The 18,298-nt window shown below is 50.9% G+C and carries 14 protein-coding genes; 9 read left to right on the plus strand and 5 right to left on the minus strand.

What is annotated here, in order from left to right:
- Positions 1-34 precede the first annotated feature (34 nt).
- Complete coding sequence (locus OGX95_RS08620; protein WP_286629146.1) at positions 35-1,285, plus strand: NupC/NupG family nucleoside CNT transporter; 1,251 nt, start codon at positions 35-37, stop codon at positions 1,283-1,285.
- 106 nt (positions 1,286-1,391) lie between these two features.
- Here OGX95_RS08620 and OGX95_RS08625 read toward each other — a convergent pair whose 3' ends face one another.
- The 3 genes from OGX95_RS08625 to OGX95_RS08635 form a co-directional block, all read right to left on the minus strand.
- A complete protein-coding gene (locus tag OGX95_RS08625; protein ID WP_137383676.1) occupies positions 1,392-2,480 on the minus strand; it encodes a sugar kinase in 1,089 nt (362 codons plus the stop codon).
- Positions 2,481-2,482: 2 nt separating this feature from the next.
- Complete coding sequence (gene nfo, locus OGX95_RS08630; protein WP_286629147.1) at positions 2,483-3,340, minus strand: deoxyribonuclease IV; 858 nt, start codon at positions 3,338-3,340, stop codon at positions 2,483-2,485.
- A gap of 194 nt (positions 3,341-3,534) precedes the next feature.
- Positions 3,535-4,584: a YeiH family protein gene (locus tag OGX95_RS08635; RefSeq protein ID WP_286629148.1), complete on the minus strand. Its 1,050-nt coding sequence runs from the start codon at positions 4,582-4,584 to the stop codon at positions 3,535-3,537.
- Positions 4,585-4,717: 133 nt separating this feature from the next.
- Between OGX95_RS08635 and yieE the strand changes: the two genes are divergently transcribed.
- Together yieE and lysP are read left to right on the plus strand one after the other, a co-directional pair.
- Positions 4,718-5,599: a DNA-binding transcriptional regulator YeiE gene (gene yieE / locus OGX95_RS08640; RefSeq protein WP_048211165.1), complete on the plus strand. Its 882-nt coding sequence runs from the start codon at positions 4,718-4,720 to the stop codon at positions 5,597-5,599.
- Positions 5,600-5,794: 195 nt separating this feature from the next.
- A complete protein-coding gene (gene lysP, locus OGX95_RS08645; protein ID WP_137383673.1) occupies positions 5,795-7,264 on the plus strand; it encodes a lysine-specific permease in 1,470 nt (489 codons plus the stop codon).
- A 659-nt stretch (positions 7,265-7,923) separates the two neighbouring features.
- On the opposite strand, the gene OGX95_RS08650 is transcribed toward lysP, so the two are convergent.
- Together OGX95_RS08650 and fghA are read right to left on the minus strand one after the other, a co-directional pair.
- Complete coding sequence (locus tag OGX95_RS08650; RefSeq protein WP_286629149.1) at positions 7,924-9,909, minus strand: ligand-gated channel protein; 1,986 nt, start codon at positions 9,907-9,909, stop codon at positions 7,924-7,926.
- Between the two features lie 274 nt (positions 9,910-10,183).
- The gene (fghA, locus tag OGX95_RS08655; RefSeq protein ID WP_286629150.1) at positions 10,184-11,020 is read right to left on the minus strand and encodes an S-formylglutathione hydrolase; all 837 of its coding nucleotides are present in this window, start codon (positions 11,018-11,020) and stop codon (positions 10,184-10,186) included.
- Positions 11,021-11,341: 321 nt separating this feature from the next.
- Between fghA and folE the strand changes: the two genes are divergently transcribed.
- The 6 genes from folE to mglC all read left to right on the plus strand — a co-directional run bounded on the left by folE (position 11,342) and on the right by mglC (position 18,260).
- Positions 11,342-12,010: a GTP cyclohydrolase I FolE gene (gene folE, locus OGX95_RS08660; protein WP_003027410.1), complete on the plus strand. Its 669-nt coding sequence runs from the start codon at positions 11,342-11,344 to the stop codon at positions 12,008-12,010.
- A gap of 14 nt (positions 12,011-12,024) precedes the next feature.
- Entirely contained in the window at positions 12,025-13,182 is a 1,158-nt protein-coding gene (yeiB, locus tag OGX95_RS08665; protein WP_286629151.1) for a DUF418 domain-containing protein YeiB, read from the plus strand.
- 143 nt (positions 13,183-13,325) lie between these two features.
- The gene (galS, locus tag OGX95_RS08670; RefSeq protein ID WP_286629152.1) at positions 13,326-14,348 is read left to right on the plus strand and encodes an HTH-type transcriptional regulator GalS; all 1,023 of its coding nucleotides are present in this window, start codon (positions 13,326-13,328) and stop codon (positions 14,346-14,348) included.
- 295 nt (positions 14,349-14,643) lie between these two features.
- Positions 14,644-15,642 carry a galactose/glucose ABC transporter substrate-binding protein MglB gene (gene mglB, locus OGX95_RS08675; protein WP_043016958.1) on the plus strand — a complete coding sequence of 333 codons (999 nt, stop codon included), beginning with the start codon at positions 14,644-14,646 and terminating at the stop codon, positions 15,640-15,642.
- A gap of 71 nt (positions 15,643-15,713) precedes the next feature.
- A complete protein-coding gene (gene mglA / locus OGX95_RS08680; protein WP_061068162.1) occupies positions 15,714-17,234 on the plus strand; it encodes a galactose/methyl galactoside ABC transporter ATP-binding protein MglA in 1,521 nt (506 codons plus the stop codon).
- 15 nt (positions 17,235-17,249) lie between these two features.
- The gene (gene mglC / locus OGX95_RS08685; protein ID WP_005129205.1) at positions 17,250-18,260 is read left to right on the plus strand and encodes a galactose/methyl galactoside ABC transporter permease MglC; all 1,011 of its coding nucleotides are present in this window, start codon (positions 17,250-17,252) and stop codon (positions 18,258-18,260) included.
- Positions 18,261-18,298 lie beyond the last annotated feature (38 nt).

Raw genomic sequence — 18,298 nt, forward strand, 5'->3', positions numbered from 1 at the left:
AGCGCCGGGTTTCCTGGCATGAAGGGATTTCATTATGGATATAATGAGAAGTGTTGTGGGTATGGTGGTATTACTGGCCATCGCGTTTCTGCTGTCAGTAAATAAAAAACGTATTAGCCTGCGTACCGTTGGCGCTGCGTTGGTTCTGCAAATCGCCATTGGCGGTATCATGTTGTATTTCCCTCCGGGGAAATGGCTGGTTGAACAGGCTGCACTCGGTGTCCACAAGGTTATGTCATATAGCGATGCAGGAAGTGCATTTATTTTTGGCTCGTTGGTAGGTCCTAAAATGGATGTGCTGTTTGACGGTGCCGGTTTTATCTTTGCCTTCCGGGTTCTCCCCGCCATCATTTTTGTTACCGCACTGATAAGCCTGCTTTACTACATTGGCGTAATGGGACTGTTGATCCGTATTCTCGGTGGTATTTTCCAGAAAGCGCTGAACATCAGTAAAATCGAATCGTTTGTTGCGGTGACGACGATTTTTCTCGGGCAAAACGAAATTCCGGCAATCGTGAAACCCTTTATTGAGCGCCTGAATCGCAATGAGCTGTTTACTGCAATTTGTAGCGGGATGGCGTCTATTGCGGGTTCAATGATGATTGGTTATGCCGGAATGGGTGTACCCATCGATTATTTGTTGGCGGCATCGTTGATGGCAATTCCTGGTGGGATTTTGTTCGCGCGTATGTTGAGCCCGGCAACAGAAGAGTCTCGCGTTACCTTCGAGAATCTGTCATTTACTGAGACACCACCGAAAAGCATCATCGAAGCGGCGGCGAGCGGGGCGATGACCGGGCTGAAGATTGCCGCAGGCGTTGCGACGGTAGTCATGGCATTTGTCGCCATTATTGCGTTAATTAACGGCATTATTGGTGGCGTTGGCGGTTGGTTTGGCTTCGGTCACGCAACCCTGGAAGGCATTTTTGGCTATATTCTGGCTCCGCTGGCGTGGATTATGGGGGTGGACTGGAGCGATGCAACGCTGGCGGGGAGCCTGATCGGACAGAAGCTGGCAATCAACGAATTTGTCGCTTATCTCAACTTCTCTCCGTATTTGCAAACGGGCGGGACGCTGGATGTAAAGACCATTGCGATTATCTCGTTCGCGCTGTGCGGTTTCGCGAACTTTGGTTCAATTGGCGTCGTGGTCGGGGCGTTTTCAGCCATTGCGCCACAGCGCGCACCGGAAATCGCGCAGCTTGGGATGAGAGCACTGGCTGCGGCAACGCTTTCTAACCTGATGAGCGCCACAATAGCCGGTTTCTTTATTGGTTTAGCGTAGCCGGATGTTTTGCCGGATGGCGGCTAACGTCTTATCCAGCCTACGAGGAAGCGTTGTTGCTTGTAGTTTGTAGGCCGGATAAGCGTTGCGCCATCCGGCATTACATCTAAGCGGTTTTCAGCAAATACAGGGCATTATCGGCGGAGAGCGTCGGGTTGTTAATACTGACGCTGGCGCGTGATAATGCTGCACAGGCCATTGCAAACTGCGCGCTTTCGCGGAACTCACTGCCTTCCAGAAAGCTGTATAACAATCCCGCCATAAATGCGTCATCGGCACCGAAGCTGTCTATCACTGTATGCTTCGGCGATGTCAGCAAAAATTGCTCTCCGTCCTTTTCGCTGCAAAAAACGGATTCGTCTTCCAGACACACAAAGATGCGTTTTACCCCCTGCTGATGGAGGTCGTTGACGGCCTGAACGCGATCTGCATCCGACTGGACAGGCTTACCCCATAAAATGCCCAACTCTTTCTGCGTGGGTTTGAGCGTATGAATACGTGTAAACCAGGTCTTCATTTTTGCTGCTTTGAACTCTGAAACGGTATCAATAAATACCGGAATGTCATCAGCAATAGTAAATACCCACTCGATGGCTTCAGCAGTCAGGTTGCAATCTGCCAGCACGACGCCGGAATGGCGGATAAGATCCCGTGAACCGTTCAGTAACTGCGGCGTTAGCTGTTGCAGAATATGGGTATCGTTAATCGCCAGTACGGTCTCTTCCTGCTGATTCGCGATCGACAAGTAGGTGGAGGTGTTATGTCCATGCAGACGAATACAATTGGAAACGTTAACACCAGCCTGACGGGTCTGTTCCAGCAGCGTTTCACCATAGAAATCGCTACCAACAGCGGAAATTAAATGCACGTCACGGCCCAGTAGCGCCAGGTTGTGGGCGATGTTTCGTCCCACGCCGCCTGCTGAACAGTGGATGCTGCCGGGGTTAGATGCAGCTTGAGGATAGTGGATGTCAGCGACACCACGAATATCCATGTTAATTGCGCCGACGACGACGCAATAATCTTGTTCGGTAAGGATATAACCTTTACCTTTGATCATTCCTTTGCGCATCAAATCCATAATATGTGCGGCGACGCGCGAACGACTGATCTGCAAAATATCTGCGATTTCATTTTGCTGTATTAGCGGATTGCGACGCAGGATCTTAAGGATCTGCTTTTCCCTGTCGTTCATGATTATGCGACCGCCTTTTCAGTTTGCTGCGCTTTCAGCCATGCAATTTCTTCGGCCCAGATATCAGGGTTGATGGTTTCCAGTACCAGTGGGATGCCGTCAAAACGGCTGTCCTGCATGATCCAGCGGAATGCATCGTGACCGATATTGCCTTCCCCTAAGCTATGGTGGCGGTCCACGCGGCTGCCAAATGCGCTCTTGGCATCGTTCAGGTGCATACCGCGTAAATAGTTAAAGCCGACAATACGTTCAAATTCAGCGAATGTCTTTTCACACTCGTCAGCGGAACGCAAATCGTAACCGGCCGCGAAGGCGTGGCAGGTGTCGATGCAGACACCTACACGGGATTTATCCTCGACACCGTCGATGATTGCCGCCAGATGCTCGAACTTAAAACCAAGATTACTGCCTTGCCCGGCGGTGTTTTCAATGACTGCCGTCACGCCCTGAGTCTGAGCAAGGACAATGTTGATTGATTCGGCAATACGCGCCAGGCATTCATCTTCCGGGATCTGCATTAAGTGGCTGCCCGGGTGAAAGTTAAGCAGGGATAAACCAAGCAGCTCGCAGCGCTGCATTTCATCAAGAAAAGCATCGCGTGATTTTTCCAGCGCGTCGCTGACGGGATGGCCGAGGTTAATCAGGTAGCTGTCGTGTGGCAGGATTTGTGCGCAGGAAAAGTGATATTTCTCGCAGGCTGACTTGAAGTCATCAATGACTTCAGTGGTCAATGGTGCGGCGCGCCACTGGCGCTGATTTTTGGTGAACAGAGCGAATGCGGTCGCTTCGATTTCTGCAGCTCGAATAGCGGCGTTAGCCAGACCGCCAGCGGCGCTTACGTGCGCTCCGATGTATTTCATAATGATTCCCTAAATAGTTCGAGTTGCAGGAAGGTGGCAAGAAAGAGAATCCCCGGGAGCGTACTTAAGTACCTGACTAGGGTGAACGTGCGCAGCCAACGTGCCTGCAACTTGAAATATGACGGAAAAAACCCGCCATACTCAACTGCAAAAGGGAAGAGTATAGCGGGTCATCGGGGGATAGTCGTGCTCGTTTATGCCATCAGTGCGTGGATAGCGAGGTTAATCGCGCCACCGCCAACAATCAGCCAGACAAACAGCAGCAGGGCCATCAGTAACGGTTTAGCACCGGCATTTTTCAGGGCGCTAACGTGAGTGGTCAGCCCCAGCGCGGCCATCGCCATTGCCAGCAAAATGGTATCCAGTGTTACCAGCATGTTCACTACCGACTGCGGCAGAAAGTGGAACGAGTTAAAAATCGCGACCACAATGAACAGGATGGCAAACCACGGAATGGTGATTTTGCTTTTCTCTCCGCCGGTTGCCGGAGACAGTTGTTTAACACGTGCCGCCAGGATGATGAGGAATGGAGCCAGCATCATGACACGCAGCATTTTAGCAATGACGGCTGCGTTTTCAGCTTCCGGGGTGATTGCATGCCCGGCAGCAACAACCTGTGCGACTTCATGCATCGTGGAGCCAATATAAATCCCGTAGGTTTCCGGGCTAAACCAGTGCGAAAGCCACGGGTACATCGCCGGGTACAGGAAGATAGCGATGGTCCCGAAGATGACCACGGTAGCAACGGCGACCGTTACCTTACTGGCTTCAGCTTTCACCACCGGCTCGGAGGCTAATACCGCAGCAGCACCACAAATGCTGCTCCCCGCGCCAATCAGCCAACTGGTGTGTTTGTCCAGACCAAATACTTTCTGCCCGAGGAAGCAGGCCAGCATAAAGGTGCTGCTGAGCGTCAGGACATCGATGACGATACCGCTGACACCCACGTCGGCTATTTGGGCGAAGGTGAGGCGGAAACCATAAAGGATGATCCCCAGACGCAGTAAATGTTGTTTGGCAAACAGCACGCCACCGTCACAGCTTTTCCAGATTTGTGGATACACGGTGTTGCCGATAACCATCCCGAATAAGATGGCTAAGGTGAGGGCGCTGAACCCGGCACCTGCGACGGCGGGAATGGAACCTCCCCATAAGGCGGCTCCGGTGATAACTGCGCTCAGGGCAAGTCCCGGAATAAAATGCCACACTGTACGACGATGATTCTGTAGGGCGAGTTCAGTCATAACCCCTCCTGAACAATTTGAATGATTTCTTGGCAAAAATTGTAAGGTGAAGTGGCTTAAAAATAAAATTGATTATATATTTATAATTAATCTTTATAAGTGGTAAGCACGGGCTACCCGGTGGAAAACGACTATGCATATCACCCTGCGACAACTTGAAGTGTTTGCTGAGGTACTGAAAAGCGGCTCGACGACCCAGGCTTCTGTCATGCTGTCATTGTCGCAATCAGCGGTGAGCGCGGCGCTGACCGATTTAGAGGGGCAACTTGGCGTGCAACTGTTTGACCGCGTCGGTAAGCGGCTGGTGGTCAATGAGCACGGGCGTTTACTCTATCCGCGTGCGTTGGCATTGCTTGAGCAGACGACAGAAATCGAACAGCTTTTTCGTGAAGATAATGGCGCGATTCGCGTCTATGCCAGTAGCACCATCGGCAACTATATTTTACCTGCCATGATTGCAGGTTATCGGCGTGATTTCCCCGATTTGCCGCTGGAACTCAGCGTGGGCAACAGCCAGGATGTTATCAATGCAGTGCTGGATTTTCGGGTCGACATCGGGCTTATCGAAGGGCCATGTCACAGTACAGAGATCATCTCTGAACCGTGGCTGGAAGATGAACTGGTGGTGTTTGCTGCGCCGTCATCGCCGCTAACCACAGGTCCCGTGACGCTGGAACAACTTGCGGCTTCGCCCTGGATCCTGCGCGAACGAGGGTCCGGTACCCGTGAGTTGGTGGATTACCTGCTATTGTCTCATCTACCAAGATTTCAGATGGCAATGGAGTTGGGTAACTCTGAGGCTATTAAACATGCTGTTCGTCATGGCCTGGGGATCAGCTGCTTGTCGCGTCGGGTTATTGCAGAACAACTGCAGGCAGGAACGTTAAGCGAAGTTCCGGTGCCGTTGCCACGTCTGGTCCGCACGCTTTGGCGCGTCCATCATCGGCAAAAACATCTTTCAAACTCGCTGCTGCGTTTTTTACGTTATAGCGACCAGGTAGAGCAGGTTGAATAAGACGCGGATGCGTCGCACCTGCAATGAACACCCCATCTTCAACTGAGGGCAATCGTTATAGGTTGCCCAGTTTCTGCTTTACTTATAATCCGCGGCCAGTCATGAAGGTCTCTTATAACAGCGCATTTGTGCCGGAAGAATGCCATTTCGTCTGCTACAATCGCGCCTCATTTTTTGGATGGATAGCATTTTCACATGGTTTCCGAAACTAAAACCACAGAAGCGCCCACGCTACGCCGTGAACTGAAGGCGCGTCACCTGACGATGATCGCCATTGGTGGTTCCATCGGAACGGGTCTTTTCGTTGCATCTGGTGCAACCATTTCTGCGGCGGGTCCTGGCGGCGCGCTGTTTTCCTATATTCTGATTGGCCTGATGGTGTACTTCCTGATGACCAGTCTTGGTGAGCTGGCAGCCTATATGCCGGTTTCCGGTTCGTTCTCTACCTACGGTCAGAACTATGTAGAAGAAGGCTTTGGCTTCGCGCTCGGCTGGAACTACTGGTACAACTGGGCGGTGACTATCGCCGTGGACCTGGTGGCCGCACAATTGGTAATGAGCTGGTGGTTCCCGGATACGCCAGGCTGGATCTGGAGTGCGTTGTTCCTTGGCGTTATCTTCCTGCTGAACTACATCTCGGTACGTGGATTTGGCGAAGCGGAGTATTGGTTCTCACTGATCAAAGTTACCACCGTGATTATCTTCATCGTGGTTGGCGTGATGATGATTATCGGTATCTTCAAAGGTGCTCAACCGGTGGGGTGGAGTAACTGGACTACAGGTGATGCCCCCTTTGCTGGCGGCTTTGCAGCCATGATCGGTGTGGCGATGATCGTCGGCTTCTCATTCCAGGGAACCGAGTTGATTGGTATCGCCGCGGGAGAATCTGAAGATCCTGAGAAGAACATTCCACGCGCGGTGCGCCAGGTATTCTGGCGAATCCTGCTGTTCTATGTGTTCGCGATTTTGATTATCAGCCTGATTATCCCGTATACCGATCCGAGCCTGCTGCGCAATGATGTAAAAGACATCAGCGTCAGCCCGTTCACGCTGGTATTCCAGCACGCGGGTCTGCTGTCTGCAGCGGCGGTGATGAACGCCGTTATCCTGACGGCGGTGCTGTCGGCGGGCAACTCCGGCATGTATGCATCAACACGTATGCTCTACACCCTGGCATGTGACGGTAAAGCGCCGCGTATTTTCTCTAAACTGTCTCGTGGTGGCGTACCGCGTAACGCGCTGTACGCGACGACTGTCGTGGCAGGTCTGTGCTTCCTGACATCCATGTTTGGTAACCAGACTGTGTACCTGTGGCTGTTGAACACCTCCGGGATGACGGGCTTTATCGCCTGGCTGGGAATTGCAATTAGTCACTATCGTTTCCGTCGTGGTTATGTGTTGCAGGGCCATGATATTAAGGATCTGCCGTATCGTTCTGGCTTCTTCCCTCTGGGGCCGATCTTTGCCTTTGTCCTGTGCTTGATCATTACCCTGGGTCAAAACTACGAAGCGTTCCTGAAAGATACCATTGACTGGGGCGGCGTAATGGCAACCTACATTGGTATCCCGCTGTTCCTGATCATCTGGTTTGGCTATAAGCTGACCAAGGGAACCCGTTTCGTTCGTTACAGCGAAATGCACTTTCCGAAACGTGTGAAGAAGTAATCTTGTACCTGATGGCACCGTGCTTATCCGGCCTACGTAAGATAGTGTAGGTCGGGTAAGGCCTCCGTGCTGCCATCCGGCAGACGATAACCCTCCCTCGGGGCCGAGCCTGCGTCCCTGCAGGCCGTCCCCTCTGCCCGCATCCCTGCGGGCAGCCCCGGTCAGCCGTCAACACCTCATCGATTTTCAGCCGGACCGGAGACATCGCTTCAACTCTCTGATTTTCAGTTAAATCTGTTTTGCTGTTCAAACCTGTTCAAATAAAAATACAGGTGGTCAGGCGAGGCTGGCCCGGCTGAAAATTGCCGACGTGTTTCCGTAAGGCCGGGAGAACCCGCAGGGATGCGGGTTCAGGGGGCGTGCGACAGGGATGTTGCATCGCGCCCGGCCCGGTAGCCTGGAGGAATAAGCGGAGGGGACCGCGGAGCGGCAATTTTCCCGCCGGGAGCCGGGATTGTTAAGGGTGCGGCGATAGCACCCTTAACACGTTCACTGGCGTTCAGTGTACAGAGAAGCGATGAACATGAGGTGAACGGAACCCTTTCTCTGAGAGAGCATGTTCATTACCTCGCCAATACATGTTGATGCTTTCTGAAACTAAAATGTTAACTGAACAGCATTTGGCATGGTGAGTGCCGGGGTTATTTATTGTCCAAAACTTAGAAGTTGTAAGTCAGGCCAACCGTGTAACGACGTCCATCAAGAACGGTGTCGTAGGTATCGTAATCGATTTGTTTATCCAGCACGTTATACACGCCAGCAGTAAGCAGTACATCTTTAGTTGCATAGTAACGCATACCAATATCCACCTGGGTATAGGAAGGAGTACCTTGTGCCATGGAGGTACGGCTCAGGTATTCAGACGTTTTCCCGCGCAGATTCAAACGGCTCCAGAAACCGAGATCCTGGGTGGCCTGCCAGTCCAGCGTGGTGTTGAACATATGCTTCGGCATTTTGTTCAACGGCTGGCCGGAGAACTGACCGCTTTTCTGCTCAGATTCCGTATAGGTATAGTTCGCTGTCCAGTTGACGTCGGAGGTGATTTTCCAGCCGAAGGTGGATTCGACACCGCGCATATTGGCTTTATCAACGTTAACGCGATCGCTGACAAAGTCATAATGGGTATTGCCGATGGTGCAGGCCGGATCGGCACTGCTGTTACAGCGGCGAACTTCGGTGATTTTGTTTTTGAAGTCAGTATTGAACAACGTAACGCCTGCGTTGAGGTCGTTGCCGTTATCCCACAGTAAACCGATCTCTTCGCTCAGGCTTTTTTCTGGTTTCAGATCCGGGTTGCCGACGATGATACCGTTAAGACGACCGCCACCGGTCACTTGCCCCCAGCTTGCAGAAGACTGGCGCAGATCCGGGGCGCGATAGCCCGCAGAAACACCTCCTTTTAAGGTCCACTGATCGCTCAGGTGCCATACGCCATAGCCGCGCGGCGTCCAGTTGTCACCGTAGTTTTCATCCTTGTCCATACGCAGACCACCGGTCAGCGTGAAAGTATCGGTAACCGCCCATTCATCTTCGGCAAACAGCGCCCAGCTCCAGCGGGTCAGTTTGTTCAGACCGTCAGCTGCTTGCAGTTGGTTGCCGTTATCACGCAGTTTTTCATAACGGTATTGCCCGCCAACTGTCAGGGTGTGTGCCCCGAGGAAGACCTGGTTCTGGTTATTGAAGATCGTGTTGTAGGACTTCATCTGACGACCAGGGTTTTTGGTCTCTTCCTGCTGAACATAGCTGGTACTGTTGAAATCGTCGTAATAACCGCTGTGGGTTAATGAATACGTCGTGTGTTCATAGCGGTTGTAGCTTTTGCTGTTTGGCTTACAAACACCGTTACGGCAGTTTTCTGCCGCCATCGATTCGCCCGGTGTGCTGTTGCGATCCTGTAGTTCATGCGCGACATCGAAGTCGATGTCATTTTTATCATCTGGCGTAAAGTTCAGGGTTAACCCCCCGTTACGCATACGCTGTTCATTGTAGCCATTAACGATTTTATCTTCGGCCCGGTGGGAGAATAAGCCAGTCACCTTCGCGCCGAGTAATCCGTCAATCAATGGCCCAGACGCATAGGCGTTAGTCTGGTAAATATCGCCGGAATCTCTGTCTTCCTGGAAAGTGGCATCGCCGTGTAGAGAGCCAGTCCAGGCTTTGGTATTCGACACTTTCTTGGTGATGACGTTAATGACGCCGCCCATCGCATCGGAGCCGTAGAGGGATGACATCGGGCCGCGGATCACCTCTATACGCTCGATGGATTCCAGTGGCGGTAGCCAGCCTTGCTCAATACCTGAGTTGTCGCTGTTCGGGCGCGTACCGCGTGTACTGATACGTTTGCCGTTAACCAGGAAGAGCGTGTATTGCGAAGCCATACCGCGAATGCTGATATCGCTGCTGCTCCCCCCACCGGTGACGACAACGCCAGGGACATCTTTTAGCGCATCGGTAACATCTCGATAGGCTTTGTCCTCAATCTGCTGTTTGGTAATAACAGATATCGAGGCGGGAGCATCCTGAATCTTCTGCTCGAAGCCGGTAGCGGTAACAACTACGGTGTCTTGTTCAGCGGCATGGCCGAGTGATGGGAGACTGGCGACGCATACTGCGGCAGCTACAGCCTTAACGTGAGGTATAGTCATTTGTATCATTCCATTTAAATGAATCAAACTGCGTGTCATATGAAAGGCCATGACAATTGTATGTATTTGTCTTTTAAGGACTCTTTTCAGTAAAGAAGCGGGAGGATTGTACAAAAGTATGAATCTTTGTAAACACAAATGATAATAGAAATCATTTATGTTTGATGTGATTAACGAGGAAAGTCTTTTTGATTCAGTGAGATAGCAGTTAAATAAAAAAGGAGAAAAAGTGAAGAAAAGATGGAGAAGTAAAGAGGGCTAACGCCCTCCAGGATTACTTCAGCAAATATTGAGCGTGAAAGCGCAGATGATCTTCAATGAACGATGAAATAAAGTAATAGCTGTGATCGTAGCCTGGCTGGATGCGTAGTGTCATCGGCCATGCGGTCTGACGCGCCGTTTCGGCCAGCACCGCGGGCTGCAGCTGATCGGCAAGAAACTGATCGCTATCACCCTGATCAATCAGCGTTGGAATCGCATCTTCTGGCTTACTGGCTAACATCAACGCGCAGCTATCCCACTCTGCCCATAGCGACTTATCCGTGCCCAGATAGGCGTTAAAGGCTTTCTCACCCCACGGTACGCGACATGGATTAACGATGGGGGCGAAGGCAGAAACGCTGGTGTATTTGCCAGGGTTTTTCAGCGCCATAATCAGTGCGCCATGCCCCCCCATTGAGTGCCCGCTGATGGCGCAGCGATCGCTGACGTTAAAGTGTGACTGAATGAGTGCCGGCAGCTCATCACGCAGATAGTCATACATGCGGAAATGTGAGGCCCACGGCTGCTGCGTGGCATTGAGATAAAATCCGGCACCCTGGCCTAAATCGTAGCCTTCATCATTGGCGACCTGTTCCCCACGCGGGCTGGTATCGGGCATCACCAGAACGATGCCCAGTTCAGCCGCAATACGTTGTGCCCCGGCTTTAGTGGTGAAGTTTTCATCATTGCAGGTCAAACCTGACAGCCAGTACAGCACCGGAGGCGGGGTGTTATCCTGGGGGGGTGGAAGAAAAATACTAAAGGTCATGGTGCAATTTAACGTGATGGCGTCGTGACGCCAGCGTTGCTGCCAGCCTTCAAAACAGCGGTGCTCTTCAAGCATTTCCATGCGTGGCTCCTTGTTGTGTTGAACCTGAATCTGTTTGCGAATTCACCATAATACAGATTATTCATTGCACTGTGAGTAACTTTCACTTCCGCATTGAGCAAACATACTTCATCATCTATATAACTTTACATTAACACTCGAATTCACCCGGATGAACGGCGTATGGAATACGTGCGCTAAAAGGCAGCACCAATTTCAATAATTATCGCGGTGAATACTGGATTATGTGCGCCGCCTCACGCACAATGTTCTGGCTGTGATACAGCCTAAAAACTTTGCCCCACGCAGGGCAGAGGCGCCACACCTGCAGGAGAAAAAGAAATGTCATCACTCAGTAAAGAAGCGGCCCTGGTTCATGAAGCGCTGGTCGCGCGTGGTCTCGAAACACCACTACGCCCGCCCGTGCAAGAGATGGATAACGAAACGCGCAAACGTCTTATCTCCGGACATATGACCGAGATTATGCAATTGCTCAATCTTGATTTGAGCGATGACAGTCTGATGGAAACTCCACATCGCATTGCAAAAATGTATGTCGATGAGATTTTCTCCGGCCTCGATTACGCCAATTTCCCTAAAATCACCGTCATTGAAAATAAGATGAAGGTTGATGAGATGGTCACGGTTCGTGATATCACGCTGACCAGCACCTGCGAACATCACTTCGTCACGATTGATGGCAAAGCGACGGTGGCCTATATCCCGAAAGATTCGGTGATCGGCCTGTCGAAGATTAACCGCATTGTGCAGTTCTTCGCCCAGCGCCCGCAGGTCCAGGAACGGCTGACTCAGCAAATTCTAACCGCGCTGCAAACGCTGCTCGGGACGAATAATGTGGCGGTTTCAATTGATGCTGTGCATTACTGTGTGAAAGCGCGTGGTATCCGTGATGCGACCAGCGCCACCACCACTACCTCGCTTGGCGGATTGTTTAAGTCCAGCCAGAATACGCGTCAGGAATTCCTGCGCGCCGTGCGTCACCACAACTGATCAGGGCAGGGGCCATGGAGCGTAATGTCACGCTGGATTTTATTCGTGGCGTCGCCATCCTCGGTATCCTGCTTCTCAATATTAGCGCCTTTGGTCTGCCAAAGGCGGCCTATCTGAATCCTGCCTGGTACGGCAATATTACTCCGTCAGATGCCTGGACCTGGGCTGTGCTTGATCTCTTTGCGCAGGTGAAATTCCTCACGCTGTTTGCGCTGCTGTTTGGCGCAGGTTTGCAGATGCTGCTACCGCGAGGCAAACATTGGATCCAGTCGCGACTCACTTTGCTGGTTTTGCTGGGGTTTATTCACGGTTTGCTGTTCTGGGATGGCGATATCCTGCTGGCGTATGGCCTCATCGGGCTGATTTGCTGGCGGTTGGTTCGTGATGCCCCTTCAGTCAAAAGTCTGTTTAATACCGGCGTGTTGCTCTATCTGGTGGGCGTTGGTGTGCTGTTATTGCTGGGATTTATTTCCGGAAGTGAGACCAGTCGGGCCTGGACACCGGATGCTTCTGCGTTGCTGTATGAGAAATACTGGAAGATTAACGGCGGTATGGAAGCGGTCAGCAATCGCGTAGATATGCTGTCAGGCAGCTTACTGGCGCTGGGGGCACAGTACGGCTGGCAGTTGGCGGGGATGATGCTGCTGGGAGCGGCATTGATGCGCAGTGGTTGGCTGAAAGGGCAGTACAGTTTGCAGCACTATCGACGTACCGGCGCGTTATTGGTCATTATTGGCATTGCGATTAACCTGCCTGCTATCGTTGCGCAGTGGCATCTGGATTGGGCATATCGCTGGTGCGCTTTTTTGTTGCAGGCTCCGCGCGAGCTGGGAGCGCCGTTTCAGACAATTGGCTATGCCGCGTTGCTGTTTGGTTTCTGGCCGCAGCTTAGCCGCTTAAAATGGGTTGTTGCGATAGCCTGCGTTGGGCGCATGGCGTTGACCAACTATCTGTTACAAACCTTGATTTGCACCACGCTGTTTTATCAATTCGGCTTATTTATGAAATATGACCGACTGGCGCTGCTGTTATTTGTCATTCCGGTCTGGGCCGTTAACCTGCTTTTCTCCGTCATTTGGTTGCGTTTTTACCGGCAAGGCCCGGTAGAATGGCTATGGCGTCAATTAACCCTGCGTGCGTCAGGGACATCATTACCGCGAACATCCAGATAACGATCTGGATCACATTCATTAACAAAGTGGATGTAAGCGCTTTCATTCCTGTGACATCACTCACGCAGTCCGCTGCGTTGTGCTGACAAAATACACAGCCTGGGGTGTCTGCGGGTAACCGCATCTTAAACAGGGTAGTGAATATGGTAACCATACGTGATGTGGCACGGCAGTCCGGCGTTTCGGTTGCGACGGTTTCCCGCGTACTCAACAACAGCGCGCTGGTGAGTCCTGACACGCGTGAAGCGGTAATGAAAGCAGTGACTCAGCTCGGCTATCGCCCTAACGCCAATGCACAAGCGCTGGCGACGCAGGTAAGCGACACGATTGGGGTCGTGGTGATGGATGTTTCAGATGCATTTTTTGGCGCGCTGGTCAAAGCCGTGGACCTGGTTGCCCAGCAGCATCAGAAGTACGTCCTGATTGGCAACAGCTACCACGAAGCTGAAAAAGAACGTCACGCCATTGAGGTACTGATCCGTCAGCGTTGTAACGCACTGATTGTTCACTCGAAAGCGTTGAGCGATCGCGAGCTGGCGGAGTTTATGGATCAGATCCCCGGTATGGTGCTGATCAACCGCATTGTGCCGGGCTATGCGCATCGTTGTGTCTGTCTGGATAATATTAGCGGCGCTAAAATGGCAACCCGCATGCTGATGAATAATGGGCATCAACGTATTGGTTACCTGGCATCAAGTCACCGCATTGAGGACGACGCAATGCGTAAAGAAGGGTGGCTAAGTGCCCTGAAAGAACAGGGGGTTACCCCAGCCGACAGTTGGATAGGTACTGGTTCACCGGATATGCAGGGTGGAGAGTCCGCAATGGTGGAACTGCTGGGACGCAACCTGCAACTGACGGCTGTCTTCGCTTACAACGATAATATGGCCGCTGGCGCGCTAACGGCGCTAAAAGACAACGGCATCGCCATTCCATTACATCTGTCTATCATTGGTTTCGACGATATCCCCATCGCGCGTTACACCGACCCGCAGCTGACAACGGTGCGCTATCCTATTGCTTCTATGGCAAAAATGGCCACTGAGCTTGCGCTACAAGGCGCGGTGGGAACGCTGGATCCTGATGCAACACATTGCTTTATGCCGACACTGGTGCGGCGCCATTCTGTGGCTTTGCGGCAGAATGCGGCACCGATCACTAACTGATAATGTTGGGTTATGTAACCGCTTTCAATATGTGAGTAAATTCACAGTATCTTAACAATGCGATAGCTATGATGACACTGTTTGCTGCGCTGTAACTACTATGTAACGGTGAATAATCACTTTCATCGAGGTATAGGCGTCTTAAACAAAAATTAAAGCCTGTTTTTGGAGCGTTGCCAGACACGGAAGAAATATTTTTAAAAGTGAGCTTCGGCGTTCAGTAACACTTCAGTAACGTTCTGCCTGCCGAGCATTTATCTCAAGCACTACCCTGCATAATAAAACCGGAGATACCATGAATAAGAAGGTGTTGACCCTGTCTGCTGTAATGGCAAGCATGTTATTCGGCGCGGCTGCGCACGCTGCTGATACCCGCATTGGTGTGACTATCTATAAATATGACGATAACTTTATGTCTGTGGTACGTAAGGCTATTGAAAAAGATGCCAAAGCGGCGCCGGATGTACAGTTGCTGATGAATGACTCGCAAAACGATCAGTCCAAACAGAACGATCAGATTGATGTGTTGTTGGCAAAAGGCGTTAAAGCACTGGCCATCAACCTGGTTGACCCGGCAGCAGCAGGAACGGTAATTGAAAAAGCACGTGGTCAGAACGTACCGATTGTATTCTTCAACAAAGAGCCTTCCCGTAAAGCGCTGGACAGCTATGACAAAGCCTATTACGTCGGTACTGACTCCAAAGAGTCCGGGATTATTCAGGGTGATTTGATTGCCAAGCACTGGGCCGCTAACCCGAACTGGGATCTGAATAAAGACGGCAAAATTCAGTTTGTACTGCTGAAAGGCGAACCGGGACATCCGGATGCCGAAGCACGTACGACCTACGTGATTAAAGAGCTGAACGATAAAGGCATTAAAACTGAGCAGTTGCAGTTAGATACCGCAATGTGGGATACCGCTCAGGCGAAAGATAAAATGGATGCGTGGATGTCTGGTCCTAACGCAAACAAAATTGAAGTGGTTATCGCCAACAATGACGCCATGGCGATGGGTGCAGTTGAAGCGCTGAAAGCGCACAACAAAACCAGCGTCCCGGTATTTGGCGTCGATGCGCTGCCTGAAGCACTGGCGCTGGTGAAATCGGGTGCCATGGCCGGTACCGTGCTGAACGATGCAAACAACCAGGCGAAAGCGACCTTCGATCTGGCGAGGAACCTGGCGGACGGCAAAGGCGCGGCAGACGGCACCAACTGGAAAATTGAGAACAAAATTGTTCGCGTTCCATATGTAGGTGTCGATAAAGATAATCTGGCAGAGTTCACCAACAAATAAATACTCCGTCTGTGGGCGCAATTTCATTGCGCCCTTAATTACGCACTCTGCAAGGCCAACAAGGTATAATTATGGTCAGCACTAATACTCAGTCGTCAGGCGAATACTTGTTGGAAATGAGCGGCATCAACAAGTCCTTTCCCGGCGTTAAGGCTCTTGATAATGTCAATTTAAAAGTCCGCCCACATTCTATTCATGCTCTGATGGGCGAGAATGGCGCAGGAAAGTCAACATTATTAAAATGTCTTTTTGGGATCTATCAAAAAGATTCCGGTAGTATTTTATTTCAGGGTAAAGAAATCGATTTTCATTCTGCTAAAGAAGCGCTTGAGAATGGTATTTCAATGGTACACCAGGAATTAAACTTGGTATTACAACGTTCTGTAATGGACAACATGTGGCTGGGGCGCTATCCCACCAAAGGTATGTTTGTCGATCAGGAAAAAATGTACCGCGATACCAAAGCGATTTTTGATGAACTGGATATTGACATCGATCCGCGTGCGCGCGTCGGAACATTATCTGTTTCGCAAATGCAGATGATCGAAATTGCGAAAGCATTTTCGTATGACGCCAAAATCGTCATTATGGATGAACCGACCTCATCGTTAACCGAGAAAGAGGTTAATCATCTGTTTACCATCATCCGTAAGCTGAAAGAGCGTGGGTGTGGGATCGTGTATATTTCTCACAAAATGGAAGAAATCTTTCAACTGTGCGATGAAATTACCGTGCTGCGCGATGGTCAATGGATTGCGACCCAGCCGCTGGAAGGGCTGGACATGGATAAGATCATCGCCATGATGGTCGGACGCTCACTGAACCAACGTTTCCCGGATAAAGAGAACAAGCCGGGAGAAGTGATTCTGGAAGTGCGTAACCTGACGTCTCTGCGTCAGCCGTCGATTCGTGATATCTCTTTTGATCTCCATAAAGGGGAAATTCTCGGCATTGCCGGTCTGGTTGGCGCGAAACGCACCGATATCGTTGAAACGTTGTTTGGCATTCGTGAGAAATCATCGGGCACGATTACGCTCCACGGCAAGAAAATCAATAACCACAGCGCGAATGAAGCGATTAACCATGGTTTTGCGCTGGTCACCGAAGAGCGTCGCTCAACCGGTATTTATGCCTATCTGGACATTGGTTTTAACTCGTTAATTTCCAATATCCAAAACTATAAAAATAAAGTCGGCCTGCTGGATAACTCCCGCATGAAGAGTGATACCCAGTGGGTAATTGACTCGATGAGGGTAAAAACACCAGGGCATCGTACGCAAATTGGTTCGCTTTCTGGTGGTAATCAGCAAAAGGTGGTCATTGGCCGTTGGTTGTTAACGCAGCCTGAAATCCTGATGCTGGATGAACCTACACGCGGTATCGATGTCGGCGCGAAATTTGAGATTTATCAGTTGATTGCTGAACTGGCGAAAAAAGGAAAGGGGATCATTATTATTTCCTCTGAAATGCCGGAGTTGCTAGGTATTACCGATCGTATTCTGGTGATGAGCAATGGCCTCGTCGCTGGAATTGTTGACACTAAAACAACAACGCAAAACGAAATCCTCCGTCTTGCGTCTTTGCACCTTTAAGATTAGGGGCTCCTCATGAGTGCGTTAAATAAGAAAAGTTTTCTTACTTACCTGAAAGAAGGCGGAATTTACGTTGTTCTTTTGGTTTTGCTGGCCATTATTATTTTCCAGGATCCCACTTTCTTAAGTTTACTGAACTTGAGTAATATTCTGACGCAATCCTCCGTGCGTATTATTATCGCGCTGGGTGTTGCCGGGCTGATTGTTACACAAGGGACGGACCTGTCAGCAGGGCGCCAGGTAGGTTTGGCGGCGGTCGTTGCGGCAACCTTGTTGCAGTCGATGGAGAATGCCAACAAGGTATTCCCGGAAATGGCGACGATGCCCATTATTGTGGTTGTGCTGATTGTCTGCGTTATCGGTGCTGTCATCGGTCTGGTAAACGGCATCATCATTGCTTATCTGAATGTGACGCCATTTATTACCACTCTCGGCACGATGATTATTGTCTACGGTATTAACTCCCTGTATTACGACTTTGTTGGGGCATCGCCAATTTCTGGCTTTGACAGCGGGTTCTCAACCTTTGCGCAGGGCTTTATTGCGCTGGGTAGTTTCCGGCTCTCCTACATTACTTTCTATGCCTTGATTGCCGTGGCCTTTGTCTGGGTGCTGTGGAACAAGACCCGTTTTGGTAAAAACATTTTCGCCATCGGCGGTAACCCGGAAGCGGCGAAAGTGTCCGGTGTAAACGTGGCGCTGAACCTGCTGATTATCTATGCGCTGTCTGGTGTGTTCTATGCCTTCGGTGGATTGCTGGAGGCCGGGCGTATCGGTTCCGCGACCAACAACCTCGGCTTTATGTACGAGTTGGATGCCATTGCAGCTTGCGTGGTAGGCGGCGTATCGTTCAGCGGTGGCGTAGGGACGGTTTTCGGCGTGGTGACCGGTGTGATTATCTTCACCGTCATCAACTATGGTCTGACCTACATCGGCGTGAACCCTTACTGGCAGTATATTATTAAGGGCGGCATTATTATCTTCGCCGTCGCGCTGGATTCACTGAAATACGCACGTAAAAAGTAACGATTAAAACGCTAAAAGCCCGGTGCAGCGCAATCTGC

Origin of the sequence: Citrobacter sp. Cu233, from assembly GCF_030332225.1 — a bacterium.
In the GTDB taxonomy this organism is placed as follows: Bacteria; Pseudomonadota; Gammaproteobacteria; order Enterobacterales; family Enterobacteriaceae; genus Citrobacter.